The following is a 22,132-nucleotide window of genomic DNA, read 5'->3' on the forward strand; positions in this document are numbered from 1 at the left end:
CAGCACCACAAGGGGTCTTTATCCGAAGCGGCCGGAGATGTAGTCCTCGGTCGCCTGGACGCTCGGGTTGGAGAAGATGCGCTCGGTGTCGTCCAGCTCGATCAGCTTGCCGGGCTGGCCGACGGCCGCCAGGTTGAAGAAGGCCGTGCGGTCGGAGACTCGGGCGGCCTGCTGCATGTTGTGCGTCACGATGACGATCGTGAAGCGCTCCTTCAGCTCGCCGATGAGGTCCTCGATCGCCAGGGTCGAGATCGGGTCGAGGGCCGAGCAGGGCTCGTCCATGAGCAGGACGTCGGGCTCGACCGCGATGGCGCGGGCGATGCACAGACGCTGCTGCTGGCCGCCGGAGAGGCCGGAGCCGGGCTTGTTGAGGCGGTCCTTGACCTCGTTCCAGAGGTTCGCGCCCTTGAGGGAGCGCTCGACGATGTCGCCGAGCTCGGACTTCTTGTACTTGCCGTTGAGGCGCAGGCCCGCCGCCACGTTGTCGAAGATCGACATGGTGGGGAAGGGGTTGGGGCGCTGGAAGACCATGCCGACCGTGCGGCGCACGGCGACGGGGTCCACGTTGCTCCCGTACAGGTTCTCGTCGTCCAGGAGCACCTTGCCCTCGACGCGGCCGCCGGGGGTGACCTCGTGCATGCGGTTCAGGGTGCGCAGGAAGGTGGACTTGCCGCAGCCGGAGGGGCCGATGAAGGCCGTCACGGAGCGGGGCTCGACGGTCATCGAGATGTCGTCGATCGCCTTGTGGGCGCCGTAGTAGGCGGAGAGGCCGCTGACGTCGATTCGCTTGGCCATGTGAATCACTACTTCCATGTTGCCGCGGTCAGCGGCCGGTCTTGGGGGCCTTCCAGCGGGCGATGCCGCGGGCCACCAGGTTGAGGATCATGACGAAGGCGATCAGGACGAGCGCTGCGGCCCAGGCGCGGGCCACGGCTGCGTCGGTGCCGACCGCGTACTGCTCGTACACGTAGAGCGGCAGGGAGGACTGGGCGCCTTCGAAGGGGTTCGGGTTGATGAGCTTCGTACCGAACACGAGGAGGAGGATGGGGGCCGTCTCGCCGGTGATGCGGGCGACCGCGAGCATGACGCCCGTGGTGATGCCGCCGATCGCGGTGGGGAGGACCACCTTCAGGATCGTGCGCCACTTCGGGATGCCGAGGGCGAGGGAGGCCTCGCGGAGCTCGTTCGGGACGAGCTTGAGCATCTCCTCGGTGGAGCGGACGACGACCGGCATCATCAGGATGGCGAGGGCCATCGCTCCGGCGAACCCGGAGGGACCGAAGTCCAGCATCAGGGTCCAGGTGGAGAGGATGAAGAGGCCGGCGACGATCGACGGGATGCCCGTCATGACGTCGACGAAGAAGGTGACGGCCTGGGCGAGCTTCCCGCCGCCGTACTCGACGAGGTAGACCGCGGTGAGGAGGCCGATCGGCGCGGCGATCACGGTCGCGATGCCGACCTGTTCGATGGTGCCGAGCAGCGCGTGGTAGACGCCGCCGCCGGCCTCGGCGTCGAGGACGCCGTTCATCGAGTGGGTCAGGAAGTAGACGTCGAGGACCTCGATGCCCTTGCTGACCGTCACCCAGGCGAGGGAGAGCAGGGGGACGACGGCGAGGACGAAGCAGACCCAGACGAGGCTGGTCGCGATGCGGTCCCTGGCCTGGCGGCTGCCCTCGACCTTGGTGGTGAGGACGTACGTCGTGAGGACGAAGAGCAGCGCGGCGATCAGGCCCCACTGGACCTTGCTGTGCCAGCCGGCGGCGAGGCCGATGCCGGTGCCGGCGGCGACCGAGCCGGCGGCGACCGCGGCGGGGGTCCAGCGCGGGAGGCGGGCGTGGGAGAGCGATCCGCGGCGCGGGGCCAGCGTGATCGGGCGGTCCTGTATGGCGTGGCTCATGCCGCTGCCCCCGAGTACTCCTTGCGGCGGCCGATGATCCAGCGGGCGGCGCCGTTGACCAGCAGGGTGATGACGAAGAGGACGAGGCCGGAGGCGATCAGGGCGTCACGGCCGTACTCGTTGGCCTCGTTGAACTTGGCGGCGATGTTCTGCGCGAAGGTGCCGCCGCCCGGGTCGAGGAGGTGGCCCGAGATGAGGAAGCTGGGGGAGAGGACCACGGCGACGGCCATGGTCTCGCCGAGGGCGCGGCCGAGGCCGAGCATCGAGGCGGAGATGATGCCGGAGCGGCCGAAGGGCAGCACCGCCATGCGGATGACCTCCCAGCGCGTGGCGCCGAGGGCGAGGGCGGCTTCCTCGTGCATCTTCGGGGCCTGGAGGAAGACCTCGCGGGTCACGTTGGTGATGATCGGGAGGATCATGATCGCCAGCAGGATGCCCACGGTGAAGAGGTTGCGGGCGACGCCGTCGGCGGACTTGTCGAAGATGTACGTCCAGCCCATGTACTGGTCGAGCCACTTGTTGAGGCCGTCCAGGTAGGGGACGAGGAAGATCGCGCCCCAGAGGCCGTAGATGATGCTGGGCACGGCGGCGAGCAGGTCGACCACGTACGCGAGCGGCTTGGCCAGCTTGCGCGGGGCGTAGTGCGAGATGAAGAGCGCGATGCCGATCGCGACGGGCACGGCGATGACCATCGCGATGACCGAGGAGACGACCGTGCCGTAGGCGAGGACCGCGATGCCGAAGACCGGCGGGTCGCCGGCCGGGTTCCACTCGAAGGTCGTGAAGAAGTTGGCGCTGTCCTTCGAGACGGCGAGGACCGTGCGGTAGGTCAGGAAGACCGCGATCGCGGCCATGATCACGAGGAGGGTGATGCCGGAGCCTCGGGACAGGCCGCTGAAGATGCGGTCCCCGGGGCGCGACGCGCTCTTGGCGCGGCGCTTCCTCTGTATGTCTGGTGTGGTGGTAGCCATCTGTTCTTCTCCGGTCTGCGGGTCCCGTACGGGTACGGGGCCCTGGCGGCGGTGCACCGGATGCCGGGGCCGGCCCCCTCGGGTGAGGGAGCCGGAACCGGCCGGGGGTCAGGACAGGGTGGGGACGATCGCCTTGACCTTGGCGGCGATCTCGGCCGGGAGCGGGGCGTAGCCGGCCTCGGAGAGGACCTTCTGGCCCTCCTCGCTCACGGTGTAGTTGAGGAAGGCCTTCAGGGTCGGCAGGGTCTCCGCCTTGTTGCCCTTGTCGCAGGCGATCTCGTAGGTGACGAGGACGATCGGGTACGCGCCCTCGGCCTTGGTCTCGTAGTCCAGGGAGAGGGCGACGTCGCTGCCCGTGCCCTTGACCTTGGCGGCGGCGATGGCCTTGGAGGCGTTCTCCGTGGTCGCGGCGACCGGGGCGGAGGCGCCGGTGGCGACGCTGACGGTGGAGATCTTGTTCGCGGTGGCGTACGAGAGCTCGAAGTAGCCGATGGAGCCCTCGGCGTCCTTGACCGCGGTGGCGACACCGGAGGAGCCGTTGGCGGCCTGGCCGCCCTGGGCGGGCCACGACTTCGACTTCGGGTCGTGCTTCCAGTCGGCCGGGGCGGCCTTCGAGAGGTACTTGCCGAGGTTCTGGGTGGTGCCCGACTCGTCCGAGCGGTGGAAGGCCTGGATGGTGGAGTCGGGGAGCTTGGCGCCCGGGTTCAGCTTGGCGATCGCCGGGTCGTTCCACTTGGTGATCTTGTTGTCGAAGATCTTGGCGATGGTGGAGGCGTCGAGGACGAGGTTGTCCACGCCGTCCAGCTTGTAGCCGATGGCGATGGGGCCGCCGACCATGGGCAGGTTGACGCCCGTGCCGCCCTTGCAGATCTTCTGGGACTCGGCGACCTCTTCGTCCTTCAGGGCGGAGTCGGAGCCCGCGAAGGCGACCTGGCCCTGGTTGAACTTGGTGATGCCGCCGCCGGAGCCGATGGCCTGGTAGTTGATCTCGACGCCGTCGCAGGCCGCCTGGAAGTTCTTGACCCACAGGTCCATGGCGTTCTTCTGCGCGCTGGAGCCGGCGGCGAGCAGCTGGCCCTTGGCGCCCTCGCACGCGATGTTCGACGCGGTGGCGCCGGCGGCGGAGGTGGTGGCGCCGCCCTCCTTCGAGGGGGTCTCCGTGTTGTTGTCCGAGCCACACGCCGAGAGGACGAGCGCACCGGAGACGACGAGGGCACCGATCGCGGAGGCGCGAAGCCCGTTCTTGCGCGAAAGCTTCACTTTCGGGTGTTCCTTCCAGAAGCCGCCTGGGCCTGGGGCGTGTCCCCTGCCCTGTCGTTGTACGGCGGCGTGTGTCGGTTGGAGGTGCATCGCTGTGCTCCGTGCACCGTGTGAGTCCGAAATTAGGCAGAACAGGTGAAGCGGTCGGCGGGGGAGAGTGAACGGAAAGTGAACCGTGCCGGAAGGACGGGGGTGGGCCCGCGGCCCGGGTCCGGAAAAGGGGCGAGCCCGGCCTGTGGCCGGGCTCGGGGGAGGGGAGAGAGGTGCTCTAGGCGTGGGCGGTGGGGACCGCCGCGTCCAGGAGCGTGCGGTCCCTCGGCTGGGTGAGGCGGTGGCGGGCCGTTCCCGGGGGGAGCCAGACGAGGGCGTCGATCTCCTTGGTGGGGACGAAGCCGCCGTCCAGGGCGCGGGCCGACCAGTAGACGACCTCCTTCGGGCGGCCGTCCACCGTGTAGTGGGCCGTCGGGAGGCGTCTGCCCAGTTCGCAGCGGCGGCCCGTCTCCTCCAGGACCTCGCGGAGCGCGCACGCCTCCGCCGACTCGCCGCGCTTCCGCTTGCCCTTCGGGTGCGACCAGTCGTCGTATTTCGGACGGTGGACCAGGGCGATCTCGATGCCCTCGCCCGAGGGGGACGGGCGCCAGAGGACGCAGCCCGCTGCCTGGATCGGGGTGGGGGCGGGAGCGGTCATGAGACGTGTGCCTTCGTTCTGTGCCAGGCCTGGTGGAAGGCGAAGCGGGCCGCTTCCACCTCGTGGCGCTGGTCCGCGTGGAGGACGCCCAGGGCGTACGCCGTCGCCGGGGCGATCCTCGGGGTGCGGGCGGCCGTCGCCGCCGCCGCTGCCGCCTCCGCCGCGTCGCGGTGCCGGTCCAGCGCTCGGGCCGACTCGTACAGGACGGGGTCCGGCTCGCCGCCCGTGTGGAGGAGCTCGGAGGCGTACCGGTGCAGGCGGAGGAGGTGGCGCGTGCGGTGCCAGGGTGCGTCCTGGAGCTCGCCGGTGGCCAGGGCCAGGGCGTCCGCGTTGTACGGGTGCGCCGCGCGGGAGAGGGGGAGGGCGTCGACGGAGTCCAGGAGGCGGCGTTCCGCCACCGCCGCCGGGCCGTCCACCGTCTCCAGGGCCGGGGCGCTGCCGGCCGGACCCAGGGGGACCTCGGAGGCCAGGAGGGCGACCGCGTCCGCCACCGCGTGGAAGCGGGACGAGCCGAGGGCCTGGAGCGCGGCCGAGTGCGCTCGGGTACGGGCCAGGGTCAGCTGGCGTTCCAGGAGGGCGCCCGCCCGGGCGGCGCCGACCGTGAGGCCGTTGGCGCTCACCCCCGTACCTTCTCCGCGGGCCGCCGGGACCTGGCCCCCGCCGTTCGACAGGCGGGACAGGGCGTCCACCAGGCGGACCAGGCGGGAGGTGTAGGCGTGCTCCACCGCCAGGGTGCCCGAGAGCCAGGCGAGCTCGGTGCGCAGCTGGTCCGCCCAGGCCGTGTCGAGCAGCGGCCGGAAGGTGTGGAGGGTGCCGCCGATGCGCCGCGCGGCGCCGCGCAGCGTCCGGGCGGCCTCCTCCGTACCGGCCGAGTCGGCGCCGCTCTCGCCGTGGATCCGCAGGCCGCGGAGGAAGTCCGCGGCCCGGGCGTGGAGATAGGGGGCCACGACCTCCCCCGCCGTGACGTCCCGCAGGGGGTCAAGGTTGTGCACGCCGGCGCCTCCGCGCGTCGATGAGCATCTCCTGCACGTGCCGGAGCGGCCGGCCCTCGGGGTCGGTCGCGTGCCGCGTCCAGTTCCCGTCGGGGCCGAGGTGCCAGGAGGAGGTGGTGTCGGACATCCCGGTCTCCAGGAGCCGGGTCAGGGCGGCCCGGTGCGCCGGGTCCGAGACCCGTACGAGGGCCTCGATCCGGCGGTCCAGGTTGCGGTGCATCATGTCGGCGCTGCCGAACCACACCTCGGGTTCGCCGCCGTTGCCGAAGGCGAAGATCCGGGAGTGTTCGAGGAAGCGGCCGAGGATCGAGCGGACCCGGATGTTCTCCGAGAGGCCGGTGACCCCGGGGCGTACGGCGCAGATGCCGCGGACCCAGATGTCGACGGGGACGCCCGCCCGCGAGGCCTGGTAGCAGGCGTCGATGACGGCCTCGTCGACCATCGAGTTGACCTTGATGCGGACGTAGGCCGGGCGGCCCGCCCGGTGGTGGGCGATCTCCTTGGTGATGCGGGAGACCAGGCCGTCGCGGAGCGACTTCGGGGCCGTGAGCAGGCGGCGGTACGTCTCGCGGCGCGAGTAGCCGGAGAGCCGGTTGAACAGGTCGGAGAGGTCCGCGCCGACCTGCGGGTCGGCCGTGAGCAGGCCGAGGTCCTCGTACAGCCGGGCCGTCTTCGGGTGGTAGTTGCCGGTGCCGACGTGCGAGTAGCGGCGCAGCGTCTCGCCCTCCTGGCGGACGACGAGCGACAGCTTGCAGTGGGTCTTGAGGCCCACCAGGCCGTACACGACGTGGCAGCCGGCCTCCTCCAGCTTCCGCGCCCACTTGATGTTGGCCTGCTCGTCGAAGCGGGCCTTGATCTCGACGAGGACGAGGACCTGCTTGCCGGACTCGGCGGCGTCGATGAGGGCGTCCACTATCGGGGAGTCGCCGGAGGTGCGGTAGAGGGTCTGCTTGATCGCGAGGACGTCGGGGTCCGCCGCCGCCTGCTCCAGGAACGCCTGTACGGAGGTGGAGAAGCTGTCGTACGGGTGGTGGAGGAGGACGTCGCGTTCGCGCAGCGCCGCGAAGATGTCGGGCGCGGACGCCGACTCCACCTCGGCGAGGTCGCGGTGCGTGCCCGCGACGAACTTCGGGTACTTGAGCTCGGGCCGGTCCTGCCCGGCGATCCCGAAGAGGCCGGTGAGGTCGAGGGGGCCGGGCAGCGGGTACACCTCGGCGTCGGAGATCTTCAGCTCGCGGACGAGGAGGTCGAGGACGTACGGGTCGATCGACTCCTCCACCTCCAGGCGCACCGGCGGGCCGAAGCGGCGGCGCATGAGCTCCTTCTCCAGGGCCTGGAGCAGGTTCTCGGTGTCGTCCTCCTCGACCTCCAGGTCCTCGTTCCGCGTCACCCGGAACATGTGGTGCGCCAGCACCTCCATGCCGGGGAACAGCTCCTCCAGGTGTGCCGCGATGACGTCTTCGAGCGGGACGTACCGCTGCGGGGACGCCTCGAGGAAGCGGGAGAGGAGGGGCGGGACCTTGACCCGGGCGAAGTGGCGGTGGCCGCTGACCGGGTTGCGGACGACGACGGCGAGGTTGAGGGAGAGGCCGGAGATGTACGGGAAGGGGTGCGCCGGATCCACCGCGAGGGGCGTGAGGACCGGGAAGATCTGCTGGCGGAAGAGGGTGAAGAGGCGCGCCTGCTCCTTCTCGGTCAGCTCGGGCCAGCGGATGAGGTGGATGCCCTCGTCGGCGAGCGCGGGGGCGACGTCCTGCTGGTAGCAGGCGGCGTGCCGGGCCATGAGCTCGCGCGAACGGGTCCAGATGAGGTCGAGGACCTCGCGGGGCTGGAGGCCGGAGGCGGAGCGGGTGGCGACGCCGGTCGCGATGCGGCGCTTGAGGCCGGCGACGCGGACCATGAAGAACTCGTCGAGGTTCGAGGCGAAGATCGCGAGGAAGTTCGCTCGTTCGAGGAGGGGGGTGTTCGGGTCCTCGGCGAGTTCGAGGACGCGCTCGTTGAACGCGAGCCAGCTGCGTTCGCGGTCGAGGAAGCGGCCCTGAGGGAGCTCGGCGCCGAGCTCGCCGTCGCTGACGAAGGTGTCCGCGTCGGCGTCCATGTCGGCCTCGGTCGCCCGGTCGGCGGCACGGTCGGCCTCGGCGTTCGGGTCGACGTGGGGGCGGCGGGCGGTTATGGAACCGAGGGAGGCGGGGGCGGCGGGCGCGGCGGGGGCCTTCTCGGTGGCCGGCGCCTTCGTCGAGGCCTTCGCTGGGGCCTTCGTCGAAGCCTTCGAGGAGGCCTTCGTCGAGGCCTTGGCGGGCGTCTTGGGCGACGTCTTGGCGGACGGCGTGGCGGAGGACTGGACCGGGACCTCGGCGGGCTGCTGGCTCATGGGCCCATTCTTCCGCGCGAAGGGGCGGTCGGGCGCGTCGGAGCGGCCCGTGGGGTCCGGGAGTCTCCCCTTCGGGAGGACCGCCCTGAGGGGCGTGGGCACGGAGCGCGTCATTGCGTGAGCGTCGCAAGCGCGTCTGAATGGCCGGTAACGACGACATGTCGTACGGGAATCGGGGGCTGATCGGGGGCGGGGCCTTGTGCGGGCCCCGCCCCCGGGTTGGTCTACGCGTGTTCTCCGCGTGTCTTCTAGGGGTGGCGGGTGCGCAGGACGCGGAAGGCGGCGTAGGCGGCGAGGGCGGCGAGGGCGAGGAGGATGCCGGACTCGATGAGCTGGGTGGGCCAGAAATGGGACTCGGGGTGGTAGTCGAGATACTGGGCGGCGATCGGTTCGTCCGGACGGCAGACGCTGCCGGGCATCGTTTCGGGAGAGCAGAACCAGCCCGGCAGTCGTCGCCCGGAGACGCCGATCAGCCCTTGACCCATGATCAGGCCGTCCTCGGGCATCATGAGCATGGAGGCGTTCTCGACGGCAGGGCCGGTGATCGTGACGACGGACAGGAAGTCCCACCGCACGGCACCGAGCACGGCCAGGGCGATTCCGGTGATCAAGCCGGTGACCGCCATGGCCACGACCGTGCGGTGGATCAGCAGGCCGACGAGGGCGCCGACGGCGAGGGCGAACAGGACGTACGCGGTGAGCGCGGTGCCGAGGATCTCGTACGAGCCCCGATCCGCCCAGTGGAGCTGGCTGGTGCCGCCGACCCGGGACCAGCCGAGCGCGTAGACGGCCGTCAGCAGGAGGGCGGTCGTGAGGGCCACGATCCCGGCGGTGAGCAACTTCGAGCGGAGCCAGGTTGCCGGGCTCGTCGACTGGGTGAGGGACAGTTTGTATGTCCCCGACTCGAACTCGCGGGCGATGAGCGGGCCAGCGGCGAAGGCGCCGACGAGCAGGGGCAGGAGGAGCATGCCGAGAGACAGCTCCTCCGCGGCGAACCGGAGCAGTCCGTAGGCGTGGTTGTCGTCGGCCGTCTGCCAGTATCCGCCCTCCACTCGCACGTCCGGATACTGCGCGTCCCATATCCGCAGCCCCCCGATCACCACCAGCGCCGCCGTCACCAGCGCGGCCGCCAGCCACAGCGTCCGGCGGTACTGGCGGACCGTCACCCAGTAGGAGCCCTTCAGGGCGAAAGCGCTGCTCATGCCGGGGCTCCCTCGGGGGTGCGGAGGTGGGCGAGGAGGAGGTCCTCCAGGGAGGGTTCCTGGGTTTCCCAGGGGCCTTCGATGGGGCCCTCGCGGCGCACCAGGGCCGTGAGTTGACGGCCCGTCGTGCGGGCCTCGATCACCCGGTGCGGGGCGAGGTCGGCGACCGGGCCGGTGAGGAGGGTGTGGGCCGCGAGGAGCTCGTCGACGGGGCCGTCGAGGCGGATGCGGCCGCCGTGGAGCAGGAGGAGGTGGTCGCAGGCGCCCTCCAGCTCGGTGAGGATGTGCGAGGACATGACGACGGTGGTGCCGTGTTCGGCGGCGTCGGCCATGAGCAGGCCCATCAGCTGGTGGCGGGCGAGCGGGTCGAGGTCGGCCATCGGCTCGTCCAGGAGCAGGAGTTCGGCCCGCTTGCCGAGGGCGAGTGCGAGGGCGACGCGGGTGCGCTGGCCGCCGGAGAGGTTCCGTACGAGGGCGCGCGGGTCGAGCGCGCCGGCGATCACGCGGTCGGCGGTGGCGTCGTCCCAGGTGGCCGGGTTGAGCTCGCGGCCGAGGCGGAGGGTGTCGGCGACGGTGAGCCGGGGGTGGAGCGGCTTGTCCTGGGCGACGTACGCGATGCGTTCGCGCGGCGGGGCCTCGACGGTGCCCTCGGTGGGCTGGAGGAGCCCGGCCGCGAGGGCGAGGAGCGTGGACTTGCCGGCGCCGTTGGGGCCGACGAGGGCGCAGATCCGGCCGGCGGGGAGGGCGAATCCGCACTCCCTCAGGGCCCAGCCGTGCCGTCGGTAGTGCCTCCCGAGGCCTTCGGCCTCGATGACCGGGTCGGTCATTCGTCCCCCTCGAAGTGTTCCTTCAGTACGGAAGTGAAGAGCGCGGCCACGTCCTCCCGCTCCAGCCCCGCCGCCTTCGCCCGCCGCGCCCAGTCGGCGAGTTCGCCGCGCAGGGGGGAGTCGGCGGGGGCGGTGCCGAGGGTGGCTCGGACGAAGGTGCCGAGGCCGCGGCGGGCCTCGACGAGGCCTTCGCGTTCGAGCTCGCGGTAGGCCTTGAGGACCGTGTTCGGGTTGATGGCCGTGGCTTCGACGACCTCGCGTGCGGTGGGCAGTTTGTCGCCGGGTTCCAGGAGGCCCATCCGGAGGGCCTGCTTCGTCTGCTGGACGATCTGGAGGTAGGTGGCGACGCCGCTGCGCCGGTCGATGCGGTACTCGACCACGATCCCTTCCACCACCCTTTCACTAATCAAGTAGTGAAAGGGTGGTGGAAAGAAGGGGGCGGTGTCAATGGGGGATCATCGACAACCGCCCCCTGGAACCCGCCTGTTCGGTCAGGACTCCGTGCGGTACATCAGGTCCACCTCGTGCGTCGCGAAGCCGAGTCCCTCGTACACCCGGACCGCCGCCGTGTTGTCCGCGTCCACGTACAGCATCGCCGTCGGCAGGCCCTGGGCCGCCAGGTGCCGCAGGCCGATCGCGGTCAGGGCCTTGCCGAGGCCGCCGCCCTGGGCGCGGGGCAGGATGCCGACCACGTACACCTCGCCGAGCTGCTCCTCGGCGTGCGTCTTCGTCCAGTGGTAGCCGACGAGTTCGCCGTCCCTCTCCGCGAGGAAGAAGCCCTTCGGGTCGAACCACGGCTCGGCCATCCGGTCGTCCAGGTCCCGCTGGGTCAGCGAGCCCTGCTCGGGGTGGTGGGCGAAGGCGGTCGCGTTGACGGCGAGCCACGCCGTGTCGTCCTGACCGGGGACGAAGGTGCGGATCGTGACGCCCTCCGGGAGGACCGGCTCCGGGATGTCCAGGGGGGTCAGGGGGCGGCGCAGCTGGCGCAGTTCGCGGAAGAGCGTCAGGCCGAGGACCTGGGCGAGGTGCCGGGCCGCCGCCTTGCCGCCGTGCGCCCAGACCCGCAGCCGCTTGCCGGAGGCCGTGAGCAGGGCCGTGCCGAGGGCACGGCCGTGGCCGCGGCCGCGCTGCGCCGGGTGGACGACGAGCTCGGCGGCCGGGGCCTCGATGGGGTCGGTCTCCTCCAGCTGGGCGTAGGCGTAGAGCTCGGGGCCCACGGTCAGGAGGAAGTGGCGTACGCCCTCCCGGCGGCCGTGCCGCAGGTAGAGGCGGCCCTGCTCGGACACCGCGTGCAGCCCGTCCGCCTCGTCGGCGGCCTCCAGGAGGCCCAGGACGTCCTGGACCTGCTCGGGGGAGAGCTCGTCATACGTGTGGATCTGCCGTCCCGGTTCGAGGACCGGCGCCGCGTCGGAAGTCATGCCACCGAGCCTACGGCCGACAGCTCGTCAGACAGAGGCAACTGTCTTGTAACCAGCCAACCCCTGTTGCGCTACGCGCGTTGACTCTAGGCTCTCGCGGGACGGGGGTAGATCAAGGCCGCGAATCGGGCACGCGCATCACGCGCATCACGCGAATCGAGCGCGCGAGTCGGGCACCGGGCACCGGGCAACGGACGAGTGGGAGAGATGGCAGCTACACCGAGGAAGAACAAGACGGCGCGGCGGATCCTGGCCGCCGGGGCGGGGCTCGCGACGGTCGGGGCGCTCGTCGCCGCGATGCCTTCTGCGGGTGCCGCGGGAGACGAGTTCGTGAGCCAGAGCACGAACGGCAAGGGCTGGGGCCGGATGGTCGACGTCCAGCTGCTCTCCTTCAACGACCTGCACGGCACCCTGGAGCCGCCGAGCGGTTCCTCCGGCCAGGTCACCCGCCTCAAGGAGGACGGGACCACCGAGAAGGTCGACGCCGGCGGCGTCGAGTACCTCGCCACGCACCTGCGTGACGCCCGCGAGGGGAATCGTTACTCCATCACGGCCGGCGCCGGCGACCTCATCGGCGCCTCGCCGATGCTGTCCGGTCTCTTCCACGACGAGCCCACCATCGGCGCGCTCAACGCCCTGGACCTCGACGTCACGTCGGTCGGCAACCACGAGTTCGACGAGGGCGCGCGCGAGCTGGCCCGCATGCAGAACGGCGGCTGTCACCCGACCGCCGGCTGTTACGTCGACGGCAAGCCCTTCGGCGGCGCCGACTTCCCGTACCTCGCGGCCAACGTGACGGACGAGAAGACCGGCAAGCCGCTGCTCGACCCGACCTTCATCTGGGAGAAGGACGGCGTCCGGATCGGCTTCATCGGCGTGACCCTGGAGGGCACCCCGAACGTCGTCACCGCCGAGGGCGTCAAGGGCCTCAAGTTCGGTGACGAGGTCGAGACGATCAACAAGTACACGAAGATCCTGGAGCGCAAGGGCGTCAAGTCCATCGTCGCCCTGATCCACGAGGGCGGCATGCCCGCCTCGTCCTCCGTGAACTACAACTGCGACGGGGACGGCGACGGTTCCGGCGAGGGCGTCTCCGGCGCGATCGTCGACATCGCGAAGAACGTCTCGCCGCAGGTCGACGCGATGGTCACGGGCCACACCCACCAGGCGTACGTCTGCTCGATCCCGGACCCGAACGGCAAGCCCCGTCTGGTCACCTCGGCGTCCTCCTTCGGCAAGGTCTACACCGACACGACGCTGACCTACGACCGCGCCACCAAGGACATCGTGCGCACGGCCGTCGGCTCCGCCAACCACGTCGTCACCCGTGACGTCCCGAAGGCCGCCGACCTCACCCAGCTGATCAAGGACTGGAACACGCTGGCGGCCCCGATCGCCAACCGCCCGCAGGGCTTCATCGCCGCCGACATCAACGGCCGTGGCTCCACGGCGTACGAGAAGCCGCTCGGCGACGTCATCGCCGACGCGCAGCTGGAGGGCCTCGCCCCGGCCGACAAGGGCGGCGCGCAGCTCGCCCTCATGAACCCGGGCGGCATCCGCGCCGACCTGGTCTACAAGCAGTCCGGCTCCGAGGGCGACGGCGTCGTCACGTACGGCGAGTCCTTCACCGTGCAGCCCTTCACCAACATGATGAACGTCGTCGACCTCACCGGCGCCAACCTCATCACCGCGCTGAAGCAGCAGGTCAGCGGCTCGAACCTGAACTCCGTCAAGATCCTCCAGATCTCGAAGGGGCTCACCTACACGCTCGACATGACGAAGACCGGCGCCGACCGCGTCGTCGACGGCACGATCAAGCTGAACGGTGAGGCGATCGACCCGTCGAAGACCTACCGCGTCGCGATGAACGAGTTCCTCGCGGGCGGCGGCGACGGCTTCGGCGCCCTCGCCACCGGCACGAACAAGCTGGTCGGCGCCTCCGACCTGGACCTGTTCAACGCCTACCTCGCCGCCAACACCTCGGCGGCCAACCCGCTGCCGGCCCCGGCCGCGAACCGCATCACGGTCGTCAAGTAGTTCCCTGTAGCGCCCTGAGGGGCGGGCGGATCGTTTCGGCGATCCGGCCGCCCCTTTTTCGTTTCTTTCGAAGGTTGCGTTTCTTTCGTTTTGCGTCCATGGTGGGAGGGAGCCACACAAGGAGACGACATGAACAGCACCGCAGAGGACAGGACGCTCCTTCCGGAACATCGCGCGGAGATCGCGGACCTGCGCGATTGGCTCGACCTGACGCCGAGCGCGGCCGAGCGTGCGCTGCTGCGCGGGCCTGATGGCAGCGTGAAGGCACTGCCCCCGGAGGTGTACGAGGCACTGCTTGCCGTCGTCCACGCGCTGTCCGAGGGCAAGGCCGTCACGGTCGCTCCCCAAGCCACCACGCTCACCACCCAGGAAGCGGCGAACATGCTCGGCGTGAGTCGACCCACCCTGGTCAAGCTCCTGGACCAGGGCGACATCCCCTTCTCACGCCCAGCCCGTCATCGGCGGGTGCTGCTGACAGACGTCCTCGCCTACCGCGAGAAACGTCGCACACGGCGGCGTGGGGGTCTGGACGAACTGGTCGAACTGACCGAAGAAGCCGGACTCTACGGCGACTGATTCTCTGGGAGCGAAGTGCAGCGCGTTGTTCTGGATACCTGTGTCCTGTACCCGAACTACCTCAGGGACACCCTGCTGAGGCTGACCGAGGCTGAGCTCTACGAGCCTCTCTGGTCGGCCGACATCCTCGAGGAGCTTCGGCGGAACATCGCCGAGAGGATCGGGGAGGGCAAGGCCAAGAGGCTGGTCGAGAGCCTGGAGCGGACCTTTCCCGACAGTTCGGTGACGGAGTACGCGTCCCTGATCCCTGTCATGGGCAACGAACCCAAGGACCGGCATGTCCTGGCGGCCGCTGTACGGGGGCAGGCGCAGGCCGTTGTGACGGTGAACCTCCGCGATTTCCCGCAGGCGGCGGCGGACCCGTACGACATCGAGATCCTGCACCCCGACGACTTCCTGCTCGACATCCTGGATCTCGCACCTGTCATGGTTCTCGCGGTGCTCCGGCGCCAGGTCGCGAGCTACCAGCGCGACCCCCGCGACCTGCACGGTCTCCTCGACCGGCTGTCCGCGGGCGGTGCGCCGCAGTTCGCGGAGGAAGTGCGGCGCAGGGCCTGAGGGCTGGGGCGCTCCGGCCCTCAGCGCGGGGCCTTCTCCCCGTGTACGGAGGTGTACTCGGCCGCCAGCCACGGGCCCAGGTCCTCGATCAGGTCGGTGAGGACCGCCGGGTCCGGGGCCGTGCGGGACCTGCCCGCCGTGACCGCGTGCCGCATCTGCTCCGCCCGGGCCGGGTAGTAGCCGCCGAAGAGTTCCGCCGAGCGGTCCAGGTCGCTCGTCCAGCCGGTCCAGCGGGGCATGACGAGCGTGAAGCCCGTGCGGACCAGGCGGCGGCCGACGTGGCGGGCGAGGAGGGGGTCCGCGCCTTCGGTCGCCCTGGCCCGCCAGCCGGGCAGGACGCGGGCCAGGTCGCCGTTGGTCTCGCGGGCGAGGAGTGAGGTCGGGCGGTACGGGGGGAGGTCGGCCGCCAGGTCGGGGCCGAGGAGCGGGGTGCAGAGGCAGGCCACGAAGAAGCCCAGGTCGTGGCGTTCGAGGTCGCTGAGGAGGGTGCGCGTGCCGCTCAGGAGGATGCCGGCGCCGTCGATCTGCGGGAGGTCGCGGTCGAGGGCGGCCTCCAGGGCGCGGGCGTCGGACCGGTCCGCGTCCGTGGGGTCCTCGTGCAGGGCCAGCTGGACGTCCAGGTCGGAGACGCCGGCGGTCGCCGTGCCCCGGGGGATGCTGCCGTACACGTACGCGCTGTGCAGCCGGTCCGGGGTGAAGACCGAGGCGATGCGCGTCCGTGCCGCCTCGACGACGGGCAGGAACTCCGCCGGCACGCGGTCCAGGGAGCCCTCCCGGGCGATCGTTCCGTCGGGGTTCAGGCCGTGGTCGTTCACGAGGGCTCCAGTTCGGGCGGGGGCGTCGGCGCGCCCGGCAGGGTGAGGGTGGCCACCGTGCCGCCGCCCTCCGCCGGGGACAGGGAGACCGTGCCGCCCGCCTGCTGGATCGTCCGCGCCACGATCGACAGGCCGAGGCCCGAGCCCGGCAGGCTGCGGGCCGACGGGGAGCGCCAGAAGCGGTCGAAGACGTGCGGGAGCTCCTCGACGGGGATGCCGGGGCCGTGGTCCCGTACGGTCAGTTCGCCCCTCATCAGGGTGACCTCGACCGTGCCCCGGGGCGGCGAGAACTTCACCGCGTTGTCGAGGACGTTGACGAGGGCCCGTTCGAGGGCGGGTGCGTCCCCGCGCACGTACCAGGGGGCGAGGTCCGTGACGAAGGTGAGCTCCGGGCCGCGCAGCTTCGCCCGGTCGAGGGCCGTGCGCAGGATGCCGTGCAGGGGGACGACTTCGAGGATGCCGGGCCTCGCCGTGTCCGGGCGGGCCAGCTCCTGGAGGTCGCCGATCAGCGAGGCCAGCTCCGTCATCTGCGCCTTCACCGAGGCCATCAGGGCACGCCGGTCGTCCGCCGGGATCGTCCGGCCGGTCTCCTCGATGCGCGCGAGCAGCTCGATGTTGGTGCGGAGGGACGTGAGGGGCGTGCGGAGTTCGTGGCCGGCGTCGGCGATGAGCTGGGACTGCCGGTCGCGGGAGGTCGCGAGCGCCGCCGTCATGGCGTTGAAGGAGCGGGAGAGGCGGGCGATCTCGTCCTCGCCCTCGACGGGGATGCGGACGGTGAGGTCCTCGGTCGCGGCGACGTGCTCGACCGCGCCGGTCAGCCGGTTCACGGGTTCGAGGCCGGTCCGGGCGACCCACAGGCCGGCCGCGCCCGCGCCGACGACGCCGATCCCGGAGACGAGGAGCAGCACCCAGCGCAGGGTGGACATCGAGTTGTCGATCTCGGAGAGCGGGCGGGCGACGGAGACGGCGATCCCGCTGATCGGGCCTTCCTGCGGGTAGGTGTAGACCCGCATCTCCCGGCCGTCCTGGTCCTTCGTCGTGTGCAGCGCGTACGCGAGGCCGCCCTGCGCCACGGCGAGGTCGGTCGCGCTCGCCGGGATGGGGGCCTGGCCCGAGGTGCAGACGCCGCCGTTGGAGACGATGACCTGGACCGTGTACGAGCCGCCGACGGGCGGGGGCGTGGTGCCCTGGCGGCACATGGTGAGGAGGCTCGTCACGGCGGACGGGTCGAGCCGGCTGTTGCGGAGCGCGGAGTCCATCTCGGCCTCCAGCTGCGCGCGGGTCACGAACCAGCAGGCCGTGGAGACGGCGGCGACGGCGACGGCCACCGCGAAGGCGGTGAGCAGCGCGAGCCGCGACCGCAGGGGCCGGGAGCGGAACCACGTCAGGGGGCGGAACCGTGCTGCGGGGCGGAACCGGGTCGGGGGAGGGGTACCCGTCACTCGGTCGCTCCTCCTCCGCGCAGGGCGTAGCCGACGCCCCGCACCGTGTGCACGAGGCGCGGCTCGCCGCCCGCCTCGGTCTTGCGCCGCAGGTACATCACGTACACGTCGAGCGAGTTGGAGCTCGGCTCGAAGTCGAAGCCCCAGACCGCCTTCAGGATCTGCTCGCGGGTCAGCACCTGCCGGGGGTGCGTCAGGAACATCTCCAGGAGCGTGTACTCGGTCCGGGTCAGTTCGACGGTCCGCCCGTTCCGGGTGACCTCGCGGGTCGCCAGGTCCATCCGCAGGTCCTCGAAGGACAGGACGTCCTCGTCGGCGGCGGGGGCCGAGCCGGCGGAGGCGTACGAGCTGCGCCGGAGCAGGGCCCGGATGCGGGCGAACAGCTCGTCGAGCTCGAAGGGCTTCACGAGGTAGTCGTCCGCGCCCGCGTCGAGGCCGGTGACCCGGTCGCCGACGGTGTCGCGCGCGGTCAGCATGAGGATCGGCACGGTCGAGCCGGAGGCCCTGATGCGGCGGGCCGCGGTGAGCCCGTCCATGCGGGGCATCTGCACGTCCAGGACGATGAGATCGGGGGCGTACGTCTGGAGCCGGTCGAGCGCGTCGAGCCCGTCGACGGCGTCCTGCGTCTCGTACCCCTCGAAGGCGAGGCTGCGGCGCAGGGCCTCGCGGACGGCGGGCTCGTCCTCGACGATGAGGATGCGTTCGACGTCGCCGTGCTGCTGTCCAGTCGTTCCCGTCATGGGGTCAGCCTCGCACGAGGGGCCTTCGCCGGTCAGTTCTCGCCGCCCGCGCGCAGGCTGTCGAGGTCGGCCTTCACGGTGTCGACCGGAATGGCGAATCCGAGGCCGACACTTCCGGCCGTCGAACTGCTGGAAGAACTGGGCGAATACATGGCCGAATTGATTCCGATGATCTCGCCGTTCATATTGATCAAGGCGCCGCCGGAATTCCCCGGGTTCAGTGAGGCGTCGGTCTGGATCGCCTTGTACGTCGTCTTCGACGAGCCGGTGTCGCCGTTGAACTGCTGACCGCCGAACTCGAACGGCCAGCCCTGCCGCGGGTCCCACTGCTGCTGGCCCTGGCCCTGCTGCTGGTCCTCCTGGCTGCTGCCGCCGTTGCTGTTCCCGCCGCTGTTCTCGTCCTTCGCGACGGTCACGTCCCGGTCGAGGGCCGAGACGATGCCGCTCGTGACCGTGCCGGTCAGGCCCTCGGGGGAGCCGATCGCCACGACCTCCTCGCCGACCTTCACCTTCGAGGAGTCGCCGAGCGTGGCCGCCTTCAGGCCCGAGGCGCCCTTCAGTTTGATCAGCGCGAGGTCCTTGTCGGCGTCGGTGCCGACGACCTCGGCCTGGTACTTCTTGCCGTCGCTGAGCTGCACGGTGATCTCGGAGGCGCCCGAGATGACGTGGTTGTTGGTGATGATCTCGCCGTCGGAGGTGATGATCACGCCCGAGCCGGTCGACTTGCCGGCGTTCGAGCTCGCGGAGATCTCGACGATGGACGGCGAGACGGCCTGGGCGACGCCCGCGACCGTGCCCTTGCTGCTCGCGGAGACGTTCGTGCCGCTCACGGCCGAGGAGGCGGTGGCGGGGGAGTCGGAGGTCCACTGCTGGAGGAGCGTCGCCGTGCCGCCGCCGACCGCGGCGGCGGCGATCGCCACGGCCGCGACGAGGCCGACACCGCGCTTGGCGCGGCGGCGGGGGACGGGGGAGGGGGACGGGGAGGCGGCGGGGTACGGGGCCGGGTCCGCGAGGGGCGGCTCCGAGGGCGGGAAGTTCCCGCCGCCCGAGGGCCAGATGGTGGTGCCGGGCTCGGTGCTGATCGGCTGGGTGGCCTCGTAGCCCTGCTGGGGCGTCTGCGCGGAGTCGTACGACCGACCGCCCGGGGCGTACGGCGGCCTCGGGGGGTACGTCGGGTCGTACGGCTGCTGCTGCGGCTGCTGCTCCTGGAAGTCCGTCATGACCACGACTCTCGGATCCGTAGATGAGAACCGTCTGAGGACGGGGTGAGAAGCCCGACAGAAGCCTGTATGCCCGAAATAAAGAACTGTCGGGTACGGGTGATCTACTGCTCGCAGCCGCAGGAGCGGCGGACCACCAGCGTCGACGGGAAGAGCTTCACGCGCTCGCGGCGCGAGCCCGCGACCCGCAGCGAGTCGTCCAGGACCAGGTCGACGGCGGCCCGCGCCATCGCCGGCCGGTCCGAGGAGACCGTCGTCAGCGGCGGATCGGTCAGCGCCGCTTCCTTCACGTCGTCGTAGCCCGCGACCGCGAGCTCCGTCGGCACCTCGATGCGCAGCTCGCGCGCGGCCCGCAGGACGCCGAAGGCCTGGTCGTCGGTGGAGCAGAAGATCGCCGGCGGCCGGTCGGGGCCCGCGAGGAGCTTCAGGGCCACCTGGTAGGCGTCGTAGCGGTTGTACGGGGCCTCGAAGAGCCGGCCCTCGGTCGGGAGGCCCGCCTCCGCCATGGCCTGCCGCCAGCCCTCGACGTGGTCGGCGACGGGGTCGCCGACGGCCGGGGTGTTCGGGTTGCCGCCGAGGCAGGCCACGTACGCGTAACCGTGTTCGAGCAGGTGGCGGGTGGCGAGCTTGGCGCCGTCGATGTCGTCCGTCACGACGGCCACGTCGTCGATCGCCTCGGGCCGCTCGTGGAGCAGGACCACGCGCGCGTCCCAGGCCTCGATCTCGCTCGCGGCCTGCTCGCTCATGCCCTGGCTGACGAGGATCAGGCCGGAGACCCGCATGCCGAGGAAGGCGCGCAGGTAGTGGATCTCGCGCTCGGTGCGGTAGTCGGAGTTGCCGACGAGCACCATCTTCCCGCGCTCGGCGGCGGCCTGCTCGACCGAGTGCGCGAGCTCGGCGAAGAACGGCTGCCGGGCGTCCGGGACGATCATGCCTATGAGGTCCGTGCGGCGGGACGCCATCGCCTGGGCCACCCGGTCGGGGCGGTAACCCAGCTCCTTGATGGCGGCGAGGACACGCTCGCGCGTGGCCGGGGCGACCGGCCGGGGTCCGTTGTTGATGACGTAGCTCACGACCGCGGTGGAAGTACCCGCAAGTCGCGCTACGTCATCCCTCGTCACCTTGGCCACGCGCGGCAGTCTACGCGGGGGGACCTACCTACCGGCAGGTCGCCTTGTGGTGTGCGCCACGTTACCTGTCCGCCACCGGGGTGACTTCTCGGTCCGCCTCCTTGACACGGTCGGCCTCCGCGCGGGCCGCGCCCTGGGCGCGAGCGGCCTCCTGGGACCGCGTGGACTCCTTGGCGCGGGCCTCCTCCGCCGCCCGTTCGACCTTCTCGGGGGTGACGAAGCGGTAGCCGACGTTGCGGACGGTGCCGATCAGCGACTCGTGCTCGGGACCGAGTTTCGCCCGGAGCCGCCGTACGTGGACGTCGACCGTGCGGGTGCCGCCGAAGTAGTCGTACCCCCACACCTCCTGGAGGAGCTGGGCGCGGGTGAAGACGCGTCCCGGGTGCTGGGCGAGGTACTTGAGGAGCTCGAACTCCTTGAAGGTCAGGTCGAGGACCCGGCCCTTGAGCTTCGCGCTGTACGTGGCCTCGTCGACCGACAGGTCGCCGTTGCGGATCTCCATGGGGGAGTCGTCGGCGCCGATCTGCTGCCGGCCCATCGCGAGCCGCAGCCGGGCCTCGACCTCGGCCGGTCCCGCGGTGTCGAGGAGCACGTCGTCGATGCCCCAGTCGGCGGTGACGGCCGCGAGGCCGCCCTCCGTGACGACGAGGATCAGCGGACAGCCGGGCCCCGTGGAGCGGAGCAGCTGGCAGAGCGAGCGGACCTGCGGGAGGTCGCGCCGCCCGTCGACGAGGATCACGTCCGCGCCGGGGGTGTCCACGAGGGCGGGGCCCTCGGCCGGGGCGACCCGGACGTTGTGCAGCAGCAGGCCGAGGGCGGGGAGCACCTCGGTCGACGGCTGGAGGGCGTTGGTCAGGAGCAGCAGAGAGCTCATCGTCGGCCACCTGCCCGGTTCGTCGTCGATCCGTCGTGCGTCGTTCGCGTCGTTCGCTCGTCCATGACGTCGGTTCCTCCTCGGTCCCTGCGAGGACGTCTATGTGTGCTCACGCTGGCTCTCTCGCGCCCTGAGAGCTTTTGTTCATCCGTCCGTAACAACGGTCGGAAAACACAAAAGGACCCGGGGGCTGCGTTGCCCGGATCCTCCGCGAAGCAGAATAGCTCACATGAGTTCCGAGGCAGAGGGCCGATTTCACATCCTGGATGTTTCCTCGCTCACTTCCGTCCACCGCCGGGTGCCCCGGCGGCGGATGTTGCGTACCGATGACGGTGTCCGGATCGAGGCGGTTTACGAACCCTCGGTAGCAAGTGTCACCGATACGGCGGTCACGCCGGTCACCGATACGGCCGCCGTCCTCGATACGGCCGTCGTCCTCGCGCACGGGTTCACCGGGTCGGTCGACCGGCCGGCCGTCCGGCGCGCCGCGCGGGCCTTCGCCGAGCGCGGGGCCTCGGTCGTCACCTTCTCCTTCCGCGGGCACGGCGGCTCCGGCGGCCGGTCCACGGTCGGCGACCGCGAGGTCCTCGACCTCTCCGCCGCCGTCCGCTGGGCCCGCGAGCTCGGCCACGCGCGCGTGGTGACGGTCGGCTTCTCGATGGGCGGGTCGGTGGTGCTGCGGCACGCGGCCCTCGAAGCCGGCGGTGCGGGAGCCGTGGACGCGGTCGCGGCCGTCTCCGCCCCCGCACGCTGGTACTACCGGGGTACGGCCCCGATGCGCCGCCTCCACTGGGTGGTCACCCGCCCCGAGGGCCGCCTCGTCGGCCGGTACGGGCTCGGCACCCGCATCGACCGGCGCGCCTGGGACCCCGTACCCCTGTCGCCCGTCGAGGCGGTCCCGCTGATCGCCCCCGTACCGCTGCTGATCGTGCACGGGGACCGGGACGCGTACTTCCCGCTCGACCACCCGCGGGCGCTGGCGGCGGCCGGCGGGGACGCGGCCGAGCTGTGGCTGGAGCCGGGCATGGGTCACGCGGAGAACGCGGCGGACGCGGCGCTGCTCGCCCGGCTGGGCGACTGGCTCGTCGGCGGATAGCCCATCATGGGGGGCGGC

21 protein-coding genes are annotated in these 22,132 nt (G+C 71.2%); 4 read left to right on the plus strand and 17 right to left on the minus strand.

The features are described from left to right. Positions 1 to 18: 18 nt before the first annotated feature. From pstB to mshD, 11 genes are all read right to left on the minus strand, one after another. Positions 19 to 795, minus strand: a complete 777-nt coding sequence (pstB, locus tag ACFC0Z_RS30380; protein ID WP_376444678.1) for a phosphate ABC transporter ATP-binding protein PstB — start codon at positions 793 to 795, stop codon at positions 19 to 21. Positions 796 to 823: 28 nt separating this feature from the next. Further along, the gene (pstA, locus tag ACFC0Z_RS30385) at positions 824 to 1,897 is read right to left on the minus strand and encodes a phosphate ABC transporter permease PstA (RefSeq protein ID WP_376444681.1); all 1,074 of its coding nucleotides are present in this window, start codon (positions 1,895 to 1,897) and stop codon (positions 824 to 826) included. Further along, complete coding sequence (pstC, locus tag ACFC0Z_RS30390) at positions 1,894 to 2,868, minus strand: phosphate ABC transporter permease subunit PstC (RefSeq protein WP_376444683.1); 975 nt, start codon at positions 2,866 to 2,868, stop codon at positions 1,894 to 1,896. The genes pstA and pstC overlap by 4 nt, the downstream gene beginning before the upstream one ends. A gap of 108 nt (positions 2,869 to 2,976) precedes the next feature. Next, the gene (pstS, locus tag ACFC0Z_RS30395) at positions 2,977 to 4,128 is read right to left on the minus strand and encodes a phosphate ABC transporter substrate-binding protein PstS (protein ID WP_376444686.1); all 1,152 of its coding nucleotides are present in this window, start codon (positions 4,126 to 4,128) and stop codon (positions 2,977 to 2,979) included. A gap of 268 nt (positions 4,129 to 4,396) precedes the next feature. Then, the gene (locus ACFC0Z_RS30400) at positions 4,397 to 4,816 is read right to left on the minus strand and encodes an NUDIX hydrolase (protein WP_376444689.1); all 420 of its coding nucleotides are present in this window, start codon (positions 4,814 to 4,816) and stop codon (positions 4,397 to 4,399) included. After that, on the minus strand, positions 4,813 to 5,808 hold the full coding sequence (locus ACFC0Z_RS30405) for a CHAD domain-containing protein (protein WP_376444692.1): 996 nt from the start codon (positions 5,806 to 5,808) through the stop codon (positions 4,813 to 4,815). The genes ACFC0Z_RS30400 and ACFC0Z_RS30405 overlap by 4 nt, the downstream gene beginning before the upstream one ends. Further along, positions 5,795 to 8,293 (minus strand): RNA degradosome polyphosphate kinase, encoded by a 2,499-nt coding sequence (locus tag ACFC0Z_RS30410; RefSeq protein ID WP_376444695.1) that lies wholly within the window; start codon positions 8,291 to 8,293, stop codon positions 5,795 to 5,797. The genes ACFC0Z_RS30405 and ACFC0Z_RS30410 overlap by 14 nt, the downstream gene beginning before the upstream one ends. Positions 8,294 to 8,427: 134 nt before the next feature. Then, complete coding sequence (locus ACFC0Z_RS30415; protein ID WP_376444698.1) at positions 8,428 to 9,381, minus strand: ABC transporter permease; 954 nt, start codon at positions 9,379 to 9,381, stop codon at positions 8,428 to 8,430. Continuing rightward, entirely contained in the window at positions 9,378 to 10,208 is an 831-nt protein-coding gene (locus ACFC0Z_RS30420; RefSeq protein ID WP_376444701.1) for an ABC transporter ATP-binding protein, read from the minus strand. The genes ACFC0Z_RS30415 and ACFC0Z_RS30420 overlap by 4 nt, the downstream gene beginning before the upstream one ends. Then, complete coding sequence (locus ACFC0Z_RS30425; protein WP_376444703.1) at positions 10,205 to 10,588, minus strand: GntR family transcriptional regulator; 384 nt, start codon at positions 10,586 to 10,588, stop codon at positions 10,205 to 10,207. Before ACFC0Z_RS30425 ends, ACFC0Z_RS30420 begins: the two co-directional genes overlap by 4 nt. Positions 10,589 to 10,699: 111 nt before the next feature. Further along, on the minus strand, positions 10,700 to 11,626 hold the full coding sequence (gene mshD, locus ACFC0Z_RS30430) for a mycothiol synthase (RefSeq protein WP_376444706.1): 927 nt from the start codon (positions 11,624 to 11,626) through the stop codon (positions 10,700 to 10,702). A gap of 207 nt (positions 11,627 to 11,833) precedes the next feature. Between mshD and ACFC0Z_RS30435 the strand changes: the two genes are divergently transcribed. From ACFC0Z_RS30435 to ACFC0Z_RS30445, 3 genes are all read left to right on the plus strand, one after another. After that, positions 11,834 to 13,663, plus strand: a complete 1,830-nt coding sequence (locus ACFC0Z_RS30435) for a bifunctional metallophosphatase/5'-nucleotidase (protein ID WP_376444708.1) — start codon at positions 11,834 to 11,836, stop codon at positions 13,661 to 13,663. Between the two features lie 129 nt (positions 13,664 to 13,792). Beyond that, positions 13,793 to 14,239 (plus strand): helix-turn-helix domain-containing protein, encoded by a 447-nt coding sequence (locus ACFC0Z_RS30440; protein ID WP_376444711.1) that lies wholly within the window; start codon positions 13,793 to 13,795, stop codon positions 14,237 to 14,239. A gap of 15 nt (positions 14,240 to 14,254) precedes the next feature. Continuing rightward, positions 14,255 to 14,797 (plus strand): putative toxin-antitoxin system toxin component, PIN family, encoded by a 543-nt coding sequence (locus ACFC0Z_RS30445; RefSeq protein ID WP_376444714.1) that lies wholly within the window; start codon positions 14,255 to 14,257, stop codon positions 14,795 to 14,797. Between the two features lie 20 nt (positions 14,798 to 14,817). Here ACFC0Z_RS30445 and ACFC0Z_RS30450 read toward each other — a convergent pair whose 3' ends face one another. The 6 genes from ACFC0Z_RS30450 to ACFC0Z_RS30475 all read right to left on the minus strand — a co-directional run bounded on the left by ACFC0Z_RS30450 (position 14,818) and on the right by ACFC0Z_RS30475 (position 21,018). Beyond that, a complete protein-coding gene (locus ACFC0Z_RS30450; protein ID WP_376444717.1) occupies positions 14,818 to 15,612 on the minus strand; it encodes a nucleotidyltransferase in 795 nt (264 codons plus the stop codon). Beyond that, positions 15,609 to 17,054 carry a sensor histidine kinase gene (locus ACFC0Z_RS30455; RefSeq protein WP_376444719.1) on the minus strand — a complete coding sequence of 482 codons (1,446 nt, stop codon included), beginning with the start codon at positions 17,052 to 17,054 and terminating at the stop codon, positions 15,609 to 15,611. Before ACFC0Z_RS30455 ends, ACFC0Z_RS30450 begins: the two co-directional genes overlap by 4 nt. Beyond that, positions 17,051 to 17,794, minus strand: coding sequence for a response regulator transcription factor (locus ACFC0Z_RS30460; protein ID WP_376444722.1), 744 nt, complete (start codon positions 17,792 to 17,794; stop codon positions 17,051 to 17,053). The genes ACFC0Z_RS30455 and ACFC0Z_RS30460 overlap by 4 nt, the downstream gene beginning before the upstream one ends. 32 nt (positions 17,795 to 17,826) lie before the next feature. Beyond that, positions 17,827 to 19,014, minus strand: coding sequence for a trypsin-like peptidase domain-containing protein (locus ACFC0Z_RS30465; RefSeq protein ID WP_376444725.1), 1,188 nt, complete (start codon positions 19,012 to 19,014; stop codon positions 17,827 to 17,829). 104 nt (positions 19,015 to 19,118) lie between these two features. Further along, positions 19,119 to 20,144, minus strand: coding sequence for a LacI family DNA-binding transcriptional regulator (locus tag ACFC0Z_RS30470; protein WP_376444728.1), 1,026 nt, complete (start codon positions 20,142 to 20,144; stop codon positions 19,119 to 19,121). A gap of 61 nt (positions 20,145 to 20,205) precedes the next feature. Further along, the gene (locus ACFC0Z_RS30475) at positions 20,206 to 21,018 is read right to left on the minus strand and encodes a response regulator transcription factor (protein ID WP_376444731.1); all 813 of its coding nucleotides are present in this window, start codon (positions 21,016 to 21,018) and stop codon (positions 20,206 to 20,208) included. Between the two features lie 229 nt (positions 21,019 to 21,247). Between ACFC0Z_RS30475 and ACFC0Z_RS30480 the strand changes: the two genes are divergently transcribed. Continuing rightward, entirely contained in the window at positions 21,248 to 22,114 is an 867-nt protein-coding gene (locus ACFC0Z_RS30480) for an alpha/beta fold hydrolase (RefSeq protein WP_376444733.1), read from the plus strand. Positions 22,115 to 22,132: the final 18 nt, after the last annotated feature.

The organism is Streptomyces sp. NPDC056144 (assembly GCF_042264145.1).
Taxonomy (GTDB): Bacteria; Actinomycetota; Actinomycetes; order Streptomycetales; family Streptomycetaceae; genus Streptomyces.

Excerpts from the sequence above, each read along its gene's own strand:
- pstB (WP_376444678.1), bottom strand. The coding sequence starts at position 795 with ATGGCCAAGCGAATCGACGTCAGCGGCCTCTCCGCCTACTACGGCGCC.
- pstA (WP_376444681.1), bottom strand. The coding sequence starts at position 1,897 with ATGAGCCACGCCATACAGGACCGCCCGATCACGCTGGCCCCGCGCCGC.
- pstC (WP_376444683.1), bottom strand. The coding sequence starts at position 2,868 with ATGGCTACCACCACACCAGACATACAGAGGAAGCGCCGCGCCAAGAGC.
- ACFC0Z_RS30400 (WP_376444689.1), bottom strand. The coding sequence starts at position 4,816 with ATGACCGCTCCCGCCCCCACCCCGATCCAGGCAGCGGGCTGCGTCCTC.
- ACFC0Z_RS30410 (WP_376444695.1), bottom strand. The coding sequence starts at position 8,293 with ATGACGCGCTCCGTGCCCACGCCCCTCAGGGCGGTCCTCCCGAAGGGG.
- ACFC0Z_RS30415 (WP_376444698.1), bottom strand. The coding sequence starts at position 9,381 with ATGAGCAGCGCTTTCGCCCTGAAGGGCTCCTACTGGGTGACGGTCCGC.
- ACFC0Z_RS30420 (WP_376444701.1), bottom strand. The coding sequence starts at position 10,208 with ATGACCGACCCGGTCATCGAGGCCGAAGGCCTCGGGAGGCACTACCGA.
- mshD (WP_376444706.1), bottom strand. The coding sequence starts at position 11,626 with ATGACTTCCGACGCGGCGCCGGTCCTCGAACCGGGACGGCAGATCCAC.
- ACFC0Z_RS30435 (WP_376444708.1), top strand. The coding sequence starts at position 11,834 with ATGGCAGCTACACCGAGGAAGAACAAGACGGCGCGGCGGATCCTGGCC.
- ACFC0Z_RS30440 (WP_376444711.1), top strand. The coding sequence starts at position 13,793 with ATGAACAGCACCGCAGAGGACAGGACGCTCCTTCCGGAACATCGCGCG.
- ACFC0Z_RS30460 (WP_376444722.1), bottom strand. The coding sequence starts at position 17,794 with ATGACGGGAACGACTGGACAGCAGCACGGCGACGTCGAACGCATCCTC.
- ACFC0Z_RS30465 (WP_376444725.1), bottom strand. The coding sequence starts at position 19,014 with ATGACGGACTTCCAGGAGCAGCAGCCGCAGCAGCAGCCGTACGACCCG.
- ACFC0Z_RS30475 (WP_376444731.1), bottom strand. The coding sequence starts at position 21,018 with ATGAGCTCTCTGCTGCTCCTGACCAACGCCCTCCAGCCGTCGACCGAG.
- ACFC0Z_RS30480 (WP_376444733.1), top strand. The coding sequence starts at position 21,248 with ATGAGTTCCGAGGCAGAGGGCCGATTTCACATCCTGGATGTTTCCTCG.